This window comes from Streptomyces sp. NPDC057099 (genome assembly GCF_042671245.1).
GTDB lineage: Bacteria > Actinomycetota > Actinomycetes > Streptomycetales > Streptomycetaceae > Streptomyces > Streptomyces purpurascens.
In genome coordinates this window covers 14,834-29,926 of the sequence record NZ_JBHUTX010000037.1, presented here as the reverse complement: position 1 = coordinate 29,926, position 15,093 = coordinate 14,834, and the positions used below count along the sequence as shown (strand labels likewise).

Below are 15,093 nucleotides of genomic sequence, written 5' to 3'. Positions count from 1 at the left end.
GTCCCGCCCCCGGGAAGCTGGCAGGGGATCAGAGACCGGCCGGAGGCGGCGGTCCGCTCGCCCCGCTCTTTGCGGCGTTGCGTGAGCCGGAGGACGGTGGCGTGCCCTGCGGCGGCGGGGCGGTGGTCGGTGCGGTGGGCTGCCATCCGCTGCCCTGGCCGGAGGCGGCGCTCGACCCGGATCCGCCCGGCCCCGGGCTGCCGCCCACCTGTCCGCTGGTGTCGTCGGACACGCTGGTCGGCGCGGGCTGGACGGCCTTGTCCAGACCGGACTTGATGCCATTGCCACCGGGCGAGACGCCTGTTCCGCCGCCCTGAGAACCGTCCTTGCCCTCTCCGCCGCCGGTCGGGTGGGCGGCGATGTCGCCGGGGAAGCCCCCTCCGCCAGCGGCGTCGGGGCCCTGCAGCGCGGCGCCTGCGCCGGCTGCCGCACCTCCGGTCCCGGCGGTGGCCGCTGCTGCCGCGGCCTTGCGGGCGCCGTTCTCGGCGTGCGCCTTGGCGAGCTGGGCTCCGGCGCCACCGGCGCGGTGGAGGGACTCACCGTCGGAGCCGTCTGCTGCCCAGTGCACGAACTTGAAGGTCGCGTACGGACACAACAACACCAAGATCATGATGACGATGCCTGCCATCACATCGGCGAGCGCGGAGAGCCCGTCCTTGGCCTCGGATTTACCCATCGCGGCGATGCCGAGCACGAAGACGACCGTCATCAGCAGCTTGGAGACGACGAGGGTCGTGGTGGCCTCGATCCAGCCCCTGCGCCAGCGGCGTGCGGCCTCCCAGCCGCCTCCGGCACCGGCGAAGACCGCCAGGGTCACCATGACGAGGATGCCGACCTTGCGCACCATCATCACGCACCAGTACAGCAGCGCGCCGACGGCGGCGGCCAGGGCGGTGAAGACGGCGACGAGCCAGCCCAGTCCGGCCAGTCCCGGGATCTGGTTGACCTTGACCATGCGGCGGACCGCTGAGGCGATGTCGGTGTTCGCGGCTTGGAAGAGGCCGGCGGACAGGGCGTCGACCACTTCGATCGCGACGGTGGTCAGGGCGATCGCGGCGAACGCGAAGATCACCCCGGAGGCGGTGCCGGTGAACGCCTGGGTGAGGGCCTGGCCGTCACGCCGGATCGCGGCGCGGACGAGCTGGGCGCAGAAGGTGGCCACGAGCACGACCAGACCGATGGGCAGGATCATCTCGTAGTTGTCGCGGAACCAGCCCGCGTTGAGGTCCACGCGGGTGGTGACATCGACGGTCTTGGCGGCAAGGTCGGCCGCGGCAGCGGCCAGTTCACCGGCGCTCTTGGCCATCCAGTCGCCGATCGCCTTGCCCGGGTCGGAGGCGAAGTCCACGGCCTCGCCGACCGCGCAGACCTTGTCCGCCAGGGGGAGTTCACAAAACCCCATGAGCAGCTCCTTTCGGTCAGGGCGCGACGCGCGGGGCGATGGCGACGAGCGAGCAGTCGGACGAGGGCCGGCACTGCACGGCCAGGGTCACGGCCCGTTCCTCGGCTCCGCCCCCGCCCTTGTTCCAGGCGATGGTCTGCTTGCCCGTGACGGTGACGGCGTAGATGTACGCCTTAGTGATCTCCGATGGGTTCTCCGCCAGGGCCTGCTTGAACGCGGAGGGGTAGTGGCCTTCGGTGATGCTCGCGGAGGCGTGCTGGTCTTGGTCGGCCATCCGCGACCACAGCAACGGGTCGGGAACCTGGCCGGAGACCGAGGCCCAGTCGGCGTACGTGGACTCCTTGGTCATCCAGGCACGCATGCCGGCGAGCTGCTGGTCGCGGCTGGTATCGCGCGTGTCGTAGGACCACAACATCTGGGCGGCTGCCTTGGCGTAGGCGACCGGGTCGGAGATCTGCGGTGGCTTGGGCACCGACCCGGGGCCGGAGGAGGACTCGGGGGCGGCCTCGGAGGCGGACGGGCTGCCGGCCGGGGCGGGCGCGGCGGTGTCCGGAGCCCTTTGGTTGTTTGCGCTGCCGGTCACGACAGCGGCGATCCCGGCGATGACCAGCAGCACGGCGACGACCGCGGCGACGATCGCGATGCGCCGGTTGGCCGACCAGCCCGTGCCGTAGGAGGAGAGCGAGAAGGAGGGGGTTCGGTTCTTCATCAGCGGATCTGCGAACCGAGGTTGGAGAAGAAGGCGACGATTCCGTTCGCGGCTCCCAGACCGAGTGCGGCGCCCGCAGCGACGTAGGTGCCCTTCTTGCCGTTGGCCTCGGCCTGGTGGCCACCGGAGTGGTGGCCCCAGGCCCACACTCCGAGGGAGACGGCGAGGGCGCCGACGACGGCGATGATCCCGAACATGTTGATGCTGCTGACGACGCTCTTCAGCACGCTCAGACCGGGCAGACCACCGCCCTTCGGCGAGATTCCTGGGTCGTAGGCGAGCTGGAGGACGCGGTCTGCGAGAGGGTGGGACATAGCTGTGGCGGGGCTCCTTGCATACGCGGCCAGGCGAGGGCCGGCGGGAAGGGAACGGCGGGGGGATATGCGCGAGGGGCGCGGGCGAGGTCACAGGACGCGGCGGGCGGCCAGAATCGTCCAGTCCTTGACCGGGGTGATCCGGACCGGCTTGGTGGTGCGCGGCGCCTCGATCACGAGGCCCTCGCCCATGTACATGCCGACATGCTCGGGCCGTGCGGCGGTGCCGCGACTGAAGACCAGATCACCGGGCGCGAGACGAGCGGGCGAGACGGCCTTGCCCTCATCGACCTGCGTGTACGTGGTACGGGTGAGCCTGACGCCGGCGTGCGCGTACGCCTGCTGCGTCAGGCTGGAGCAGTCGCAGCGGCCCATGGGATCGGGGCCGTGCGCGTTGGTGCAGGACCCGCCCCACTGATAGAGCGTCCCGAGCTGCTGCATCGCCCAGGTGATGGCCTTGCGGGCCTTCGGATCGGCGTCCTTGGGAATCGTGTAGCCCTTCGGGACGCTCCCCTCGGGGATGCGGCCGAACCCGGAACCGTCCTGTCCCGGCGTGCAGCCGGTCGTACGGGTCGACGGCTCCTTGTCTTGGTCTGTGGCCTTGCGGTCCGCGTCACCGCCGGGGAAGGTCTTGGCGATGGCGGCCTGCAGCGCGGTGGCCAGCTTCTCCCACTGCGCGTACGCGTCCGGCAGGCCGGACTTCTGTACGGCTTGGGCGGCCTGGGTGACGGTCATCTGCTGCCACCCGCTCACCTTGAGCAAGTGCTGGTAGAACTGCTCGCTCGCGTAGGTGGGGTCGCGGATCTGCTCGGCGCTGCCCCAGCCCTGGGAAGGGCGCTGCTGGAAGAGGCCGAGGGAGTCGCGGTCGCCGTAGGCGAGGTTGCGCAGTCGGCTCTCCTGCATCGCCGTGGCGAGCGCGACGATCTGTCCCTTTCTGGGGACGTCGAGGGAGAGACCGGCGGCCACGATCGTCTGAGCGTTGGGGACTTGCTCGGCGGGCAGGTCCAGGCCCTCGACGTGCATGTCCTTGCCGGACGCGCCGTCGAGGATCTTGGTGACCTGGTCGGTGACCTTGTCCGTGTCCACGCCCGGCAGGCACGGTCCGATGGCACGGGCGGTGGCTTCGCTGGAGCTGACCATCATCATGGCCGCGCCGCCGAGGAGGAAGGGAGTGAGGACGACGACGCCGATGCCGGCGGCGAGCGCCTTCAACCGGCGCGGACCGCTCGCCGGTCAGCGTGTTCGGGGATGGGTGGGCATCGAGACGTCATGAATGTGTCCTTCTTCGGGGTGCGGTGTCCGGCGTGCCGCGCTGCGCGAGGTGTGGTGGAAGGGCGCGGCGGCCGGGGTGGGCGATCAACGGCGGGCCGGTGCGGGGCGAGTTGCCGCCCGCTCCGCGTGGCCGGGCCGTGAGCTAGGTGTGCCGGGGCAGGGGGTACCTCCGTGAGGTGTGGCGGGGGAGTGGCCAGCGGCGGTGTGCGCCGGGCGGTTCAAAAACAGTAGGTGCGGATCGGCGGTTGACCAAAAAGTCGGCGTGAGGTGCCGGAAACCGATACCTCGATGGGCACTTCTTGGTCGTCGGCGGTTTCGCCTCTACAGTTTTAGGACTCCCCCTCGACCTTCCTCGGTCCGTGGCCCTGGGCTTCTGCATGCCCACTTCCGGCCCGCGAGGACTCCTGCGCGAGGCGGATATCTCCCTCCGCATTTCCGCACCCGAATCGGGGTCCCTCTTTGCCTTTTTCCCTACACCAGGGCGACGCCCTCACCGTCCTCTCCGGCCTCCCGGACGGCTGCGTCGACTCCGTCATCACCGACCCGCCCTACAACTCCGGCGGTAGGACCGCGAAGGAGCGCACCACCCGCTCCGCCAAGCAGAAGTACACCTCCGCCGACTCCAAGAACGGCCTCGCCGACTTCACCGGCGAGAACATGGACCAGCGCAGCTACGGCTTCTGGCTGACGCAGATCATGACCGAAGCCCACCGCCTCACCAAGACCGGCGGGACGGCTCTGCTGTTCACCGACTGGCGCCAGCTCCCCACCACGACGGACGCGATCCAGGCGGCCGGGTGGCTGTGGCGAGGGGTGCTGGCCTGGCACAAGCCGCAGGCCAGGCCCCAGAAGGGCCGGTTCACCCAGAACTGCGAGTTCATCGTCTGGGCCAGCAAGGGGCCGATCGACGGCGCCCGGAATCCGGTCTACCTGCCCGGCATGTACTCCGCGTCGCAGCCCTCCGGAGCGAGGCGCCAGCACATCACGCAAAAGCCCGTCGAGGTGATGCGCGACCTGGTCAAGATCAGCCCCGAAGGCGGCACGGTCCTCGATTTCTGCGCCGGATCCGGCTCGACCGGGGTCGCTGCCCTGCTGGAAGGCAGGGACTTCATCGGCGTGGAGAAGACCGAGCACTATGCATCGATCGCGGCCGACCGGCTCACCGAGACGATCCGCGAAACCCTCACGCAGGATGACGTGGTTCTCACCGGCTGACCCGGTAACCAAGTCTTCTGCCACGGAAGTTTGGGCCGGTCTCACGTCCACCGCTGGCGTGACTCGCATGTCTCATGGCCGGGTGGCTGGCTGTTGCCCTTTCCGTGTCCGCTTCTCACATTCCCTTCCTGTTAGGAGATCATTCCTCTATGTCTGAGCCCGCGGATTCCCCGGCCGATGGGGGGTTGGAGCCGGTGCGTCTTCCGGATTCTGAACTGGAGGGGATCGAGGCCAGCGTCCGGCGGCTGATGGAGCAGTCGGCGCAGCAGGCCCAGCAGCTCGACCACCTCGCCTCCGCCCCGCCGCCCGGTCCCGCCCAGTCGCCGTTCGCGGCGTTCGGTATGCCAGGGCTCGGCGGCCCGCCCCCGGCCGCGCCGCCGGAGCCGCGTCCGATCCTGGAGCTGGACGGGGAGGAACGCGAGGACGAACTCGACTCGCTGTCGGACTGGGTCGACGACTTCCTCCTGCCCGTCTACGGGGCGGAGGTCACCACCGCGGCGCCCTGGTGCCTGCAATGGCAGGAGCACGACGTGGTGGTGGCGTGGCTGCACGCCCTGTGGCTCGCCTACCAGCAGCACAGGGACCCCGAGTCGGGCCTGTCCGGGCTGTTCGTGTGGCACCGCGACTTCCTCGCCCACGCCATGGCCGCGATCCGTGCGCCCGGTGGCCCGCTGTCGGCGTGCATGACCTCCCCGGATCGCCCGGCTCACCGCCTCCTGCCCGGCCCGCCTCCCTCGGCACGTGGCGAGAAGGCCCAGGTGGCGGAATCTTCCGGGTCCGGTGAGTCCTTCGAGCTGACGGCGTGAGCGGGGGCCAGCAGCGGGCGGCGTTCGGCCTGAGCTTCGACCCGCGCGCGCTGAGCGATCTCCTCCAGGCCCCGAGCGACATCCGGGACCTCACCCTCGCCTACCTGCAGGAAGTGGTGAACGCGGAGCGCTTCGGGCTGCGGCTGACCGGTGACTTGGAGGGTTACCGCAAGCTGTTCGTCGACTCCCGCAAGGACTGGCGCGTCGTCTACGGCGTGCGCCCGGCACCGGCGGAGTCCGCCTACCGGCGGGAGATCCACGTGGTCGCCGTCCGCCCGCGGGCCGGCAACGACGTCTACGACGAGGTCGGCCGCCGTCTGGGGATGCCCCGCCGGCCCCTGAGTGCCCGCACGCACGCGGCCCGCTCCTGCTCACCCCAGCTCACCACCCGCGCGCCGGCACCCAGGCCGGGACCGCCGCTCTCCGCAGAACCTGGCCTGCCCCGCCCGCCGCACAACGCCTCGCGCGACCAATCCCGTTGACCATCTGGAGATCTTGCCTATGCCCCCTGATCCCGCGCCGGCCAAAGGCCGGCGTGCGCTCTCCTCGCTCGACCACCGCATCGAGGCCGCCACCGGCCACGATGTCGACACCCTGTGGACCCATCGCGAGCGCGGCGTCCTCGACGAGGACCACGCCCGCCTCGTCGACCAGCATCGCGAGCTGACCCAGGCCGAAACCGGCGTCACCTTCCACCGAACGCTCCTCAACCGTCTGTCCAGCGGCGAGTTCCCCGTCGATCGCGCTCTGCTCCAGCGCATCGCCCGCACGCTCGACCAACTGGGAGAAGCCGCCGACGTACGCGCCGCAGTCGTGCAGCGGGTTCTGGCCGCCCTGGAGCCCATCGAGGCCGCCGCCGCAAGCACCTTGCCGACGGTCAAGGCTGACGCGGTATCGGCTGCCGACCAGGCAGCCCTGCTCGCGATCGCGGGCGGCGCCAAGCTCTACGAGCACCTGCTCACTCACCGGATGTCGGTGACGTGCGCCTCCGGTGCGCGCATCCCCTACGTAGAGCTGCAGCGGCTGGAGAACGCCGGGCTCGCCTTCCGCGACACCGACCACCCCGTACACGCCGGACAGCCCGTTGTCCTGACCGACGCCGGACGCGCCGCACTGCGCACCGCTCGCCCCCAGCCGACTCCAACCCCTCTGCCGAAGAGGGCTGTTCGCCCCGGCTCATGGCCATCCACTCCGGCGCCCCGGCGCTGACCCCGCACCGAAAGATTCTTCTTGCCTCCCATCGACCCTGCGCCCACCCGGAAGGGCATCCCCGAAGTCGTCTTCGACCTGGGTCTACCGCGCCTTCTACCGAGACGTCGCAGTGCGCGAGGACATGCTCGTCCCCCTCGCCGAACACCACACCCCTGACGGCGTGCACAGCTACTACGTCCTGTTCGACCGCACCGCCACCTGGGATCACCCAGGCATCCCTCAGTACATCGCCGTACACCTGCAGCGGGACCAGGCGAGGCGGACGTTCGACTGGGATCATGCTCTGCTGCCGCTGCCCGCGATGGGCCAGTCCTGGCTGATCCACCGCGGATGCCCTCCCGACGCCATCGGCCTCAACCCGGACTTTGGCCCGCCGCCGGCAGACGAGATGACACGAGCCCTGCAACAGCGTCTTGTCGGCGACGGAGACCACTTCGCGATGGGCTACTCCTACACCCGGGACGACCTGGACGACCCGGTCACCGTGGTGGCCCTGCGTGCCCTCGATCAGCGAACCCTCTCTCCGTTTCGTGTCCTGGTCGAGGAGGTCGACACCGAGGCGTGGTCCTACACCCTGCGCGAGGGCGGCTTCGACACGGTGGGCGAGGCCCTGCAGTGGTGCCGCGACCGGCTCGCCGGCGAGCCCGGCCCTCTCCCTCCGGTCCGCCCGGCAGCCGCAGCCAGCCGCCCAGCCGGCGTGCCGAAGGCCCCTGCTCCGCGCCCTCCCGGCCGCTCGCGCTGAGCGCTGAGACCGGGGAGAGCGGCGAAACATAGCCGACGATCGCCGGTTAGCCAAACCGGCGATTCTCCGGACTCTTATGGGGCCGCAGGGAAGACCCCCGCTGCACCATTCCACGCAATCCCTATGCCTGCACGGAGATCTCTTCCGCATGCACACGACCCCACCCTTCAAAACCGCCGCGATGATCGGCGCGATCGCTCTCCCCCTGCGGGGCCCCACCAGCAGCTGCGCGGCGCCCGCAACCACCACGGCAAGGGCTTCGCGACAACCGGAATGTGGCGCTGCCGAGTTCATCGCATTCACGACTTACGCCCCCTGAACGACCGGGCCGCTGAGCCCTTTTCGGAGAGGAACTCTCCTTGCCTGAAGAGATAGCCGAAGCCGCCACGGATGTCGTGGGGGTACTCACCGAACAGATCGAAACGCGATTCGGGATGGATCTCGACCGGCTGAAGGCAGCGGTCGCCGCAGCCCCCGCGGCCAACCGTGATGCCACCGACATCGTCAGGTGGCACGGCCTGCTCACCGAGTCCCAGGCGGCACTCGACCGGGCCGAGGACGCCCTCGTCGCTGCGCTGCAGACACAGCCCAGCGAGGTGGACGACCCGACGATGGACCTCGCCCACCGCGTCAACGCGGCCGTGACCACGCGGGACGGACGGGCCCTGGTCGTGCGGTGGCTCCTCGATCCGAACGCCCCGGGAAAGCAGGGTCTCGCCGCCGACCGGCTCGCCCGTCTCAACCGCGGCACCCACAAGGGTCCGGCCGTGCAGACCAGCGCCCCGCGTCGCCCCGCGACCGAGCCGGCAACGGCATCGCGAACGGGCAGGGCAGTGCAGCGATGAGCGTCCGGCTCAAGCCCAGCACCGTCGACAGCCGACTGGCCGAGGTCTTCGGCGCCCTCGTGCCCGAGCTGTACGCGGCGGCCACCAGCGCCGATTGCTCTCCTGCGCTGACGCGAGCCCTGGAGCTGCGCTCCTTCCTCGCGCTGGCCGAGGAGCAGGTCGCCCGAGTCCGCGACCGCGTACACGCCGACATGGCGCCCGACCGCGACATGGCCGAGTTGTCAGCGAACCAGCTCCGCCTCGACGCGCAGTGGCTGGACGCCGGCCTCGACGCCCGCGACGGCTACCGCGCTGCCCTGGATGACCTGCTGCGCACCATGCCCCCCGGCCAGCAGCCCCGGCCTGCCCGGCTCGCGCAGGCGCGCGTTTCCACGACCCTGCCCCCTCCCACGGCAGTCGGACAGGCCGGCCCTCCGCTGACCCCCGGGCATCCGCAGCCGTCCCCAGCTGCGCGCCACCACATCTGAGAACGGAATATCCCCATGTCACACCTGATCAAGAAACCGCGTATCCGCACCGGGGCGGCCGTAGCGACCCTGGGCCTCGCCCTCACGGCGGGGCTGGCCGCCACGCCTGCCTCCGCGGCGAGTTCGGGCTGGTGGACCTCCCCGGGCAACCGCGCCGAGGGCTACTACAACAGCGCCCAAAGCGCTGTGTACGCGAACGACCTCAAGAAGGACGGCTACAGCGCGATCACCCAGGTCCGCACCGTCCGGAACGGCTACTACGTCACCGACGTCACGGACAAGCTGGCCAACGGCCGGGGCAGCTGGAAGACGCCGACGATCTACTCGGGCGTGAACTTCAAGCTGAGGGTCTGCGTGGTGAAGAGCGGCCACAAGCCCACCAAGTGCGGGGCCTGGCACCAGTTCATCAAGTAGGAGCTGTCCCTCCTCCCGAAGCCCTCTCGTGACACCGGCCTGAAGGCGTGTCACCGCCGCGGTGCCCCGACCAGGGGCCGCCCGGCGACGGGCCGTCCCGGCACCCCCACGTGCCGGGGCGGCCCGGCACGGAACACCGTGAAAGCCACCGCTTGCCCCATCCGACGTCCCTCGAGATAGCCGGACGGATCGAGGACCTGTACGGCGCACCGCTCGCCGATCTCGAAGCCCACGCCCAGGGCCAGCCGCCCGGAATGCTCTCCGCCCTGCTCGGCATGCACGACGACCTGGCCCTCGCCGAGCGCAGCATCGACCTCCACCGTGACCATCTCGCCCGGCTCATTCACCCCGAGCGGCAGATCGGCCCGCACGAGGTCTCCCACCTCCTCGACGGGACCCGCCGGCTCGCCGAAGCCGTCGCCGTCCGCGAGGTCCAGGCCAAATCGGTCGCCGCCGTCCTGCAGAGCCTGGCCCGCGTCCCGGCCCCGACACCTGCCCCGCCGGCTCCCTCGCCGCCAGCTCCGGCTCCGCCTCATACGGCGCCGAGTTCGGCGCACAGCCGCTGACCCGCGGGCGATCCCCCCCTTTTCGTTCACCCAGGAGTCCTCCCTTGGCCATCACCGCTCTGCCCCCTGACACCGATGCCGACATCGCCCGGGTCACCGAGGCCCTCGCCATGATCACCCCGCGCTGGAACGTGAGGATCCTCCTGGCCCTCTCCGGCCCGCCCCTGCGCTACAGCGAACTGGCGGCCAAGGTGTCCTGGCTGCAGAACAGCCAGACCCACCTCAAGCTCAGGGCGCTGTGCGAGGCCGGACTCGTCGAACGCACCGAACACACCACACGGCACGTGGCCTACGGCCACACCGAACGAGGCGCCGCCCTGCTGCCGGTCCTGCCGACGATCGTCAACTGGGCCGAGGAACACCTGGAGACGACGGACCGCCCGCTGCCCGCGATCGAGCAGATCGAAGACAGCCTCACCCTGCTCACCCGCCGCCACGCCTCCGCCATCCTGTGGGTGCTCAAGTCCCGCCAGGAGGCCAGCGGCCGGGCCCTGGCCCGGCTCGTGATGCCCAGCAGCGACTGGACCAACATCTATCCGCCCTTGCGGCAGCTCGTCGCCGACGGCCTGGTCGACACCGACGGCATCGGCCGGCCCTACCGGCTGTCCGCGGCCGGCGACGGCCTTGGCCCCGTGCTCGGAACCCTGTCCGCCTGGTCCGCCGGACAGCCCCTCGACCAAGCGGCCCAGCACCCGATCTGGGGGAACCCGCAAGCGAAGCCCACACCGCGGCCGTGGGTCAGCAGCCAGTCGAGGCCGGCCCCCACGGCGCTCCCACCCATTCGGGCAGCCCAGTCCTCACCGGCCTGGCACAACGGGGATCTCTTCTCGCACGCCACGACCGCCCGCCCGAAGGCAGCCGTCCCGGCGGGAGGCCCGCGCCGATGAACACCCCCTACACCTCTGCCGAAGCGCGTCGCGCTGTCGAGCTGCTCGCCTCGCGCTCCTTGATCCGCCTGGTCACCGAGATCGACGACAACGGCGCCATACCGCCGCGACGGCTGGCCGGCACCCTGCCCGACCTCTCCACGCACCAACTGCGCAGCGCATCCGACACGGCCCGCGCCCTCGGTCTCGTCCGGCTGGCACCCGGCGCCGGTCTGGAACTGACACACGCCGGGACGGAGTTGGCCGACCTGTACGACGCGATCGCTCGCTGGGCCCGACGCCACGCCGTCCCAGCCCCTGTCTGCGAGTTCAGCAGCCGTATCCAGCACGGCCTTGACCTTCTGGCACCATCCCTCACCACCGAGCGCTCCGACGGTCACTCCCCGCTGGCCTCCGCGCGCCTGACCTGTGCCGGAGCAGAGGCGGACCTGTCTCGTCCCCGCACGCTCCTGATCCACTGGCTGGCGGGCAACCCTCAGGCGGCCACGGTGATCAAGCCCGAGCCGGCGGCGTGAGCGCAGCGGTCACACCCCGGCACGCACACCACACCACCGGGCTGATGCGCAGCATCTACCTGCCGCGCACAGCGGACGCCCTCGCGTTCGCCATGTCCACCTACGGCATCCCGCTCCTGGTCCTGGCCACCACACACTCCGCGGCGCTCACGGGCCTGGCGTTCGCCCTGGAGTGGATCCCGAGGCTGGCGGCGTTCGGGTGGGCCGGAGCGATCGTCGAACGGCGCGGGGCGACCATCGTCTTCCACCTCGCCTCCCTGGGACGCGCGCTGGCCCTCGCCGCCGGCGCGCTCCTTCTCCACCTCCATCCGTCCGGCACGGTGGCGAGCGCGACCGTGATGGTGCTCGCGGCGACCACCGGCGTGCTCACCGAGTTCAGCTACATCGCGGCCGAGACCGCAGGCGCCGCCGCCAGCCGTAGAGCGGGGACGCGGGCCCACCGCGTCCAGGCCGTCCTGCTGGGGATCGACCAGACCGCGACCCTGGCCGGACCGGCGCTCGCCGGACTGCTCCTGCTCACGAGCCCGCCGAAGATGCTCGCGGTGATCACGGTGCTCTCGCTTCTCGCCGCGCTCCTCGCCCTGCGCACACCGCCCTCGACCGATGCCCCAGTCCGGGCTTCGAAGGGCGGCGCGAGTGCAGGGCTGCTTACCGGGTGGCGCACCATCCGGTCCCTGCCCGCGCTCGGCTGGCTCGTGACCGGGCTGACCCTCTCCAACCTCGCGATCGGCTTCCTCCAGGCCGCCGGTCCGGTGATCGTCGTCAAGCACTTCGGGTACTCGGCCACCGCTGTCGGCCTCGTGTGGTCCGCCGCTGCGGCAGCAACGCTCCTGAGCGTCACGCTCTGCCGGTTCGCGATCGACCGCCTGGGCCTGTGGCCGGTCGGAGCCGCCTGCGCCGCCCTCGCCTCAATCGCCTGTCTCGCCGCCGCTCAAGCCCCCGACTACCTCTGCTACTTGGTCATGGTCGCGGTTTTGATGGCGGCAGAGGGCGGCATGACGGTGGTCCTGCGCACCCTGCGCTCCCGCCTGATCCCACCCGACCGGTTCGCCAGCACCCTGTCGGCAACCATTTTCATCCTCCTGCTGCCCTTCCCCGTCGCCGGCGTGCTGACCGCGATCACCCCGCCCGACGCACTGGGCCACGTCATCACCATCTGCGCCGCGCTGCAGGCCCTCGGCCTGTTCTGCGCCTTCGCCCGCCTACGCACCGATCCTGCCCTGCGCACTTGACCGCGCTGCGCCCCCAGCCTGTGGAGAACTGCATGTCCATCGCCGCCCTCGGATCGCATCGCGCGACCGGTCTTACCATCACCGAGCGCTTCCACGCCTTCGACGCTCGGAACCCGCACGTCTACCGCGCCCTGGAGCGTATGGCCGCCCGTCGCCTCGCCGCCGGTGACACGCGCGTCAGCCTCAAGGACCTCTTCGAAGACCTGCGCCGCCAACTCCCCTACGGCGTGGCTGGGCTGAACAACAACTTCACCGCCCTCTACGCCCGGCGGTTGATCGCGGCCCACCCCAACTGGGCCGGCGCGTTCGAGCTGCGCCGCCGCCGTGCCGACTGACAGCACCCTTCCCCCATCCTGCCGCGCACTCATTTCGGAGAACCCTTCTTGTCCGCACGCCCCCGTGTTCTCGTCGTCTCGCCCGGCGATGAGACCTACCGCGGCTACATCCTTGAGCAGGTGGCCGCCGCGTACGACTGCGTCCTGCTGACCGGGGACGAGCCGTCGTGGGAGAAGCCGTTCATCATCGACCACACCGTGGTCGATCTGAGCGACCCCGCGGCCCTGCTGGCCTGCGGCCGGTCACTGGCTGATCGGCACGACCTTGCCGGCGTGGTCACCTGGGACGAGTGGAACCTCGTACCCATCGCCTGTCTCGCCCGCGCGCTCGGTCTCACCTCCTCCTCCGTCGAGGTGATGCGGGCCTGCCGCAACAAAGCCACTGCCCGCACCCTGTTCGCCCGCCACGGCGTACCGTCGGCCGCCTCGATGAAGGCACGGACCCTGTTGGAGGCCGGCCTTGCGACGATGACGCTGGGCTATCCCGCTGTCATTAAGCCCGCCGCGTCCGCCGGGAGTATCGGCGTGATCCGCGTCGACCGGCCCGAAGAACTGCCCGCCGCCTTCGCGTTCGCCTCGGCCGGCGCGAGCCGCAGCCGCGAGGACACCGGCGTCCTGGTCGAGGAGTACCTCGACGGGCCGGAAGTCTCCGTCGAGTGCGTCACCCACCGCGGCGTCACCACGGCGGTCGCCGTGACCCGCAAGCAGCTGGGCCCCGCACCGTACTTCGACGAGACCGGGCACACCGTCGATGCCGCCGACCCGCTCCTGGTACAGGTCGCCCCGGCCGCCGCCGCTGCGGTCAAGGCGCTGGGGATCACCGACGGCGTGCAGCACGTCGAGCTGCGCCTCGTGGACGGCCGGCCCCGCCTGATCGAAGTCAACGCGCGCGTCGGCGGCGACATGATCGGCCACCTCGTCCTCCTCGCCACCGGCATCGACCTGCCCAAGGCCGCAGCCGACCTCGCCTGCGGCCGAGCGCCGAACCTCACCCCAACCCGTAGCGGAGCCGCAGGTATCCGCATGCTCTACCCCGCCGCCTCCGGCACACTCACCGAGCGGCACATCAACCAGCCGTTCGCCGCCCACACCCCCTGGCTGCGCCAGGTCCAGTGGATCCGCGAGATCGGCGACCAACTCGTCCTGCCACCCGGAGGCGACCTGTTCACCGCCCGGGCCGGGTTCTACATCGTCACCGGCCGCAACACCGCCGAGGTCACCGAACGCCTCGACACCGCCGCCGACGAGATCACCGTCACCACGAGGGCGGACCGATGAACACCCGGCCCGATCCCCGCCGCGACATCGACGGCGACGTCTACGTCTTCCCGCGCCACCTCGCGAGCAGCACCTATACCGGTGACCCCGCCCTTAGCCCGCTGCTCGACCTCGGCTGGGACCTCCAGTACGACGATCTCGGCAACGTCTAGGTCAGCGCCCCCGACCGGTGCGCACGTCTGGGCTACCTGCCCGAAGGCGAGTACGACGGGCTCTGGCGCATCAACGCCTACAAAGATCCGTTCGGCCCGCCGACATGGGGTGTCTGCTTCAACGACCGCGTCCCCACCGAGTTGGTGACCGCGTTCACTATCGCCCTCGCGACAGCGTACGAGCAGGGGCCGGACGCCTACCTCGCCCGGCCGGTCTCCGGGATCGACGAGTACGATCCCTTCCTCGCTATCGTCCCGCTCCTGAAACAGGGCTGGGAGATCGACCGCCCGCGCTGGGGCGTCTTCGCGGTCCAGGCCCCGGACGGACTCGCCGGCATGGAGTTCACCACCGGCGACCTCGACCCGGAAGCCGAACTGACGACACGCGACGCCCGCTGGCAGCTGTGGGCGGGCAGCTCCATCGACCGGCCCGCCTAGTACGCCACGGCTAGCACCGACACGCCCGTCGCCCTGCTCGCCGCCGTCACCGAGTGTGTCGCCGACCCGGCCCCGCTGCCCCGATGGCGCGAGGAGACCCTCAGCTACCTCAAGGGGATGGCCCAGCTCACCCCGATCGTCCCGCCCGGCCCGGTGGCCCCCACTCCGCTCGACGTGCAGCGGGCCGCCGCATCCCGCCGCCCGGCCGCGCTCCCCGCGCCCAGCATCCCGCGCTGGAGCACCACCAGCCGGCCAGCCCTGCCCGGCCCACGCCGCTGACACTGGCCCGACC

At 70.8% G+C, this 15,093-nt stretch carries 17 protein-coding genes and 2 pseudogenes; 15 read left to right on the top strand and 4 right to left on the bottom strand.

Annotation, left to right across the window (positions count from 1 at the left end; all coding sequences use genetic code 11):
- Window positions 1–28 precede the first annotated feature (28 nt).
- The 4 genes from ACFT4A_RS31650 to ACFT4A_RS31635 all read right to left on the bottom strand — a co-directional run bounded on the left by ACFT4A_RS31650 (window position 29) and on the right by ACFT4A_RS31635 (window position 3,637).
- Window positions 29–1,402 carry an ATP-binding protein gene (locus ACFT4A_RS31650; RefSeq protein ID WP_382836849.1) on the bottom strand — a complete coding sequence of 458 codons (1,374 nt, stop codon included), beginning with the start codon at window positions 1,400–1,402 and terminating at the stop codon, window positions 29–31.
- A 16-nt stretch (window positions 1,403–1,418) separates the two neighbouring features.
- Window positions 1,419–2,111, bottom strand: a complete 693-nt coding sequence (locus ACFT4A_RS31645) for a hypothetical protein (protein ID WP_382836846.1) — start codon at window positions 2,109–2,111, stop codon at window positions 1,419–1,421.
- Window positions 2,111–2,425 carry a DUF6112 family protein gene (locus ACFT4A_RS31640; RefSeq protein ID WP_382836843.1) on the bottom strand — a complete coding sequence of 105 codons (315 nt, stop codon included), beginning with the start codon at window positions 2,423–2,425 and terminating at the stop codon, window positions 2,111–2,113. The genes ACFT4A_RS31645 and ACFT4A_RS31640 overlap by 1 nt, the downstream gene beginning before the upstream one ends.
- 90 nt (window positions 2,426–2,515) lie before the next feature.
- Window positions 2,516–3,637 carry a C40 family peptidase gene (locus ACFT4A_RS31635; RefSeq protein WP_382836841.1) on the bottom strand — a complete coding sequence of 374 codons (1,122 nt, stop codon included), beginning with the start codon at window positions 3,635–3,637 and terminating at the stop codon, window positions 2,516–2,518.
- Window positions 3,638–4,156: 519 nt separating this feature from the next.
- Here ACFT4A_RS31635 and ACFT4A_RS31630 point away from each other — a divergent pair.
- From ACFT4A_RS31630 to ACFT4A_RS31560, 15 genes and pseudogenes are all read left to right on the top strand, one after another.
- The gene (locus ACFT4A_RS31630; protein ID WP_382836838.1) at window positions 4,157–4,912 is read left to right on the top strand and encodes a DNA-methyltransferase; all 756 of its coding nucleotides are present in this window, start codon (window positions 4,157–4,159) and stop codon (window positions 4,910–4,912) included.
- A gap of 248 nt (window positions 4,913–5,160) precedes the next feature.
- Window positions 5,161–5,718 (top strand): DUF4913 domain-containing protein, encoded by a 558-nt coding sequence (locus tag ACFT4A_RS31625; RefSeq protein WP_382836967.1) that lies wholly within the window; start codon window positions 5,161–5,163, stop codon window positions 5,716–5,718.
- Window positions 5,715–6,200, top strand: coding sequence for a hypothetical protein (locus ACFT4A_RS31620; RefSeq protein WP_382836836.1), 486 nt, complete (start codon window positions 5,715–5,717; stop codon window positions 6,198–6,200). The genes ACFT4A_RS31625 and ACFT4A_RS31620 overlap by 4 nt, the downstream gene beginning before the upstream one ends.
- A gap of 19 nt (window positions 6,201–6,219) precedes the next feature.
- Window positions 6,220–6,927: a hypothetical protein gene (locus tag ACFT4A_RS31615; RefSeq protein ID WP_382836833.1), complete on the top strand. Its 708-nt coding sequence runs from the start codon at window positions 6,220–6,222 to the stop codon at window positions 6,925–6,927.
- Between the two features lie 21 nt (window positions 6,928–6,948).
- Window positions 6,949–7,672: pseudogene (locus ACFT4A_RS31610) on the top strand (hypothetical protein).
- Window positions 7,673–8,031: 359 nt separating this feature from the next.
- The gene (locus ACFT4A_RS31605; RefSeq protein WP_382836830.1) at window positions 8,032–8,517 is read left to right on the top strand and encodes a hypothetical protein; all 486 of its coding nucleotides are present in this window, start codon (window positions 8,032–8,034) and stop codon (window positions 8,515–8,517) included.
- On the top strand, window positions 8,514–8,984 hold the full coding sequence (locus ACFT4A_RS31600; RefSeq protein WP_382836827.1) for a hypothetical protein: 471 nt from the start codon (window positions 8,514–8,516) through the stop codon (window positions 8,982–8,984). Before ACFT4A_RS31605 ends, ACFT4A_RS31600 begins: the two co-directional genes overlap by 4 nt.
- Before the next feature lie 15 nt (window positions 8,985–8,999).
- Complete coding sequence (locus ACFT4A_RS31595; RefSeq protein WP_382836824.1) at window positions 9,000–9,398, top strand: hypothetical protein; 399 nt, start codon at window positions 9,000–9,002, stop codon at window positions 9,396–9,398.
- A 152-nt stretch (window positions 9,399–9,550) separates the two neighbouring features.
- The gene (locus ACFT4A_RS31590) at window positions 9,551–9,964 is read left to right on the top strand and encodes a hypothetical protein (RefSeq protein ID WP_382836822.1); all 414 of its coding nucleotides are present in this window, start codon (window positions 9,551–9,553) and stop codon (window positions 9,962–9,964) included.
- 44 nt (window positions 9,965–10,008) lie between these two features.
- On the top strand, window positions 10,009–10,851 hold the full coding sequence (locus ACFT4A_RS31585; protein WP_382836819.1) for a winged helix-turn-helix transcriptional regulator: 843 nt from the start codon (window positions 10,009–10,011) through the stop codon (window positions 10,849–10,851).
- A complete protein-coding gene (locus ACFT4A_RS31580; protein ID WP_382836816.1) occupies window positions 10,848–11,366 on the top strand; it encodes a regulator in 519 nt (172 codons plus the stop codon). Before ACFT4A_RS31585 ends, ACFT4A_RS31580 begins: the two co-directional genes overlap by 4 nt.
- Before the next feature lie 44 nt (window positions 11,367–11,410).
- A complete protein-coding gene (locus ACFT4A_RS31575) occupies window positions 11,411–12,598 on the top strand; it encodes an MFS transporter (RefSeq protein WP_382836813.1) in 1,188 nt (395 codons plus the stop codon).
- A 32-nt stretch (window positions 12,599–12,630) separates the two neighbouring features.
- On the top strand, window positions 12,631–12,933 hold the full coding sequence (locus tag ACFT4A_RS31570) for a hypothetical protein (RefSeq protein ID WP_382836811.1): 303 nt from the start codon (window positions 12,631–12,633) through the stop codon (window positions 12,931–12,933).
- A gap of 48 nt (window positions 12,934–12,981) precedes the next feature.
- On the top strand, window positions 12,982–14,211 hold the full coding sequence (locus tag ACFT4A_RS31565; protein WP_382836808.1) for an ATP-grasp domain-containing protein: 1,230 nt from the start codon (window positions 12,982–12,984) through the stop codon (window positions 14,209–14,211).
- Window positions 14,208–15,080: pseudogene (locus ACFT4A_RS31560) on the top strand (DUF317 domain-containing protein). The gene ACFT4A_RS31565 and the pseudogene ACFT4A_RS31560 overlap by 4 nt, the downstream one beginning before the upstream one ends.
- The last annotated feature ends 13 nt before the right edge of the window (window positions 15,081–15,093 follow it).

Coding starts and splice junctions, on each gene's coding strand:
- ACFT4A_RS31575 (WP_382836813.1), top strand. CDS start 11,411: ATGCGCAGCATCTACCTGCCGCGCACAGCGGACGCCCTCGCGTTCGCC.
- ACFT4A_RS31570 (WP_382836811.1), top strand. CDS start 12,631: ATGTCCATCGCCGCCCTCGGATCGCATCGCGCGACCGGTCTTACCATC.
- ACFT4A_RS31625 (WP_382836967.1), top strand. CDS start 5,161: ATGGAGCAGTCGGCGCAGCAGGCCCAGCAGCTCGACCACCTCGCCTCC.
- ACFT4A_RS31615 (WP_382836833.1), top strand. CDS start 6,220: ATGCCCCCTGATCCCGCGCCGGCCAAAGGCCGGCGTGCGCTCTCCTCG.
- ACFT4A_RS31580 (WP_382836816.1), top strand. CDS start 10,848: ATGAACACCCCCTACACCTCTGCCGAAGCGCGTCGCGCTGTCGAGCTG.
- ACFT4A_RS31645 (WP_382836846.1), bottom strand. CDS start 2,111: ATGAAGAACCGAACCCCCTCCTTCTCGCTCTCCTCCTACGGCACGGGC.
- ACFT4A_RS31650 (WP_382836849.1), bottom strand. CDS start 1,402: ATGGGGTTTTGTGAACTCCCCCTGGCGGACAAGGTCTGCGCGGTCGGC.
- ACFT4A_RS31595 (WP_382836824.1), top strand. CDS start 9,000: ATGTCACACCTGATCAAGAAACCGCGTATCCGCACCGGGGCGGCCGTA.
- ACFT4A_RS31640 (WP_382836843.1), bottom strand. CDS start 2,425: ATGTCCCACCCTCTCGCAGACCGCGTCCTCCAGCTCGCCTACGACCCA.
- ACFT4A_RS31600 (WP_382836827.1), top strand. CDS start 8,514: ATGAGCGTCCGGCTCAAGCCCAGCACCGTCGACAGCCGACTGGCCGAG.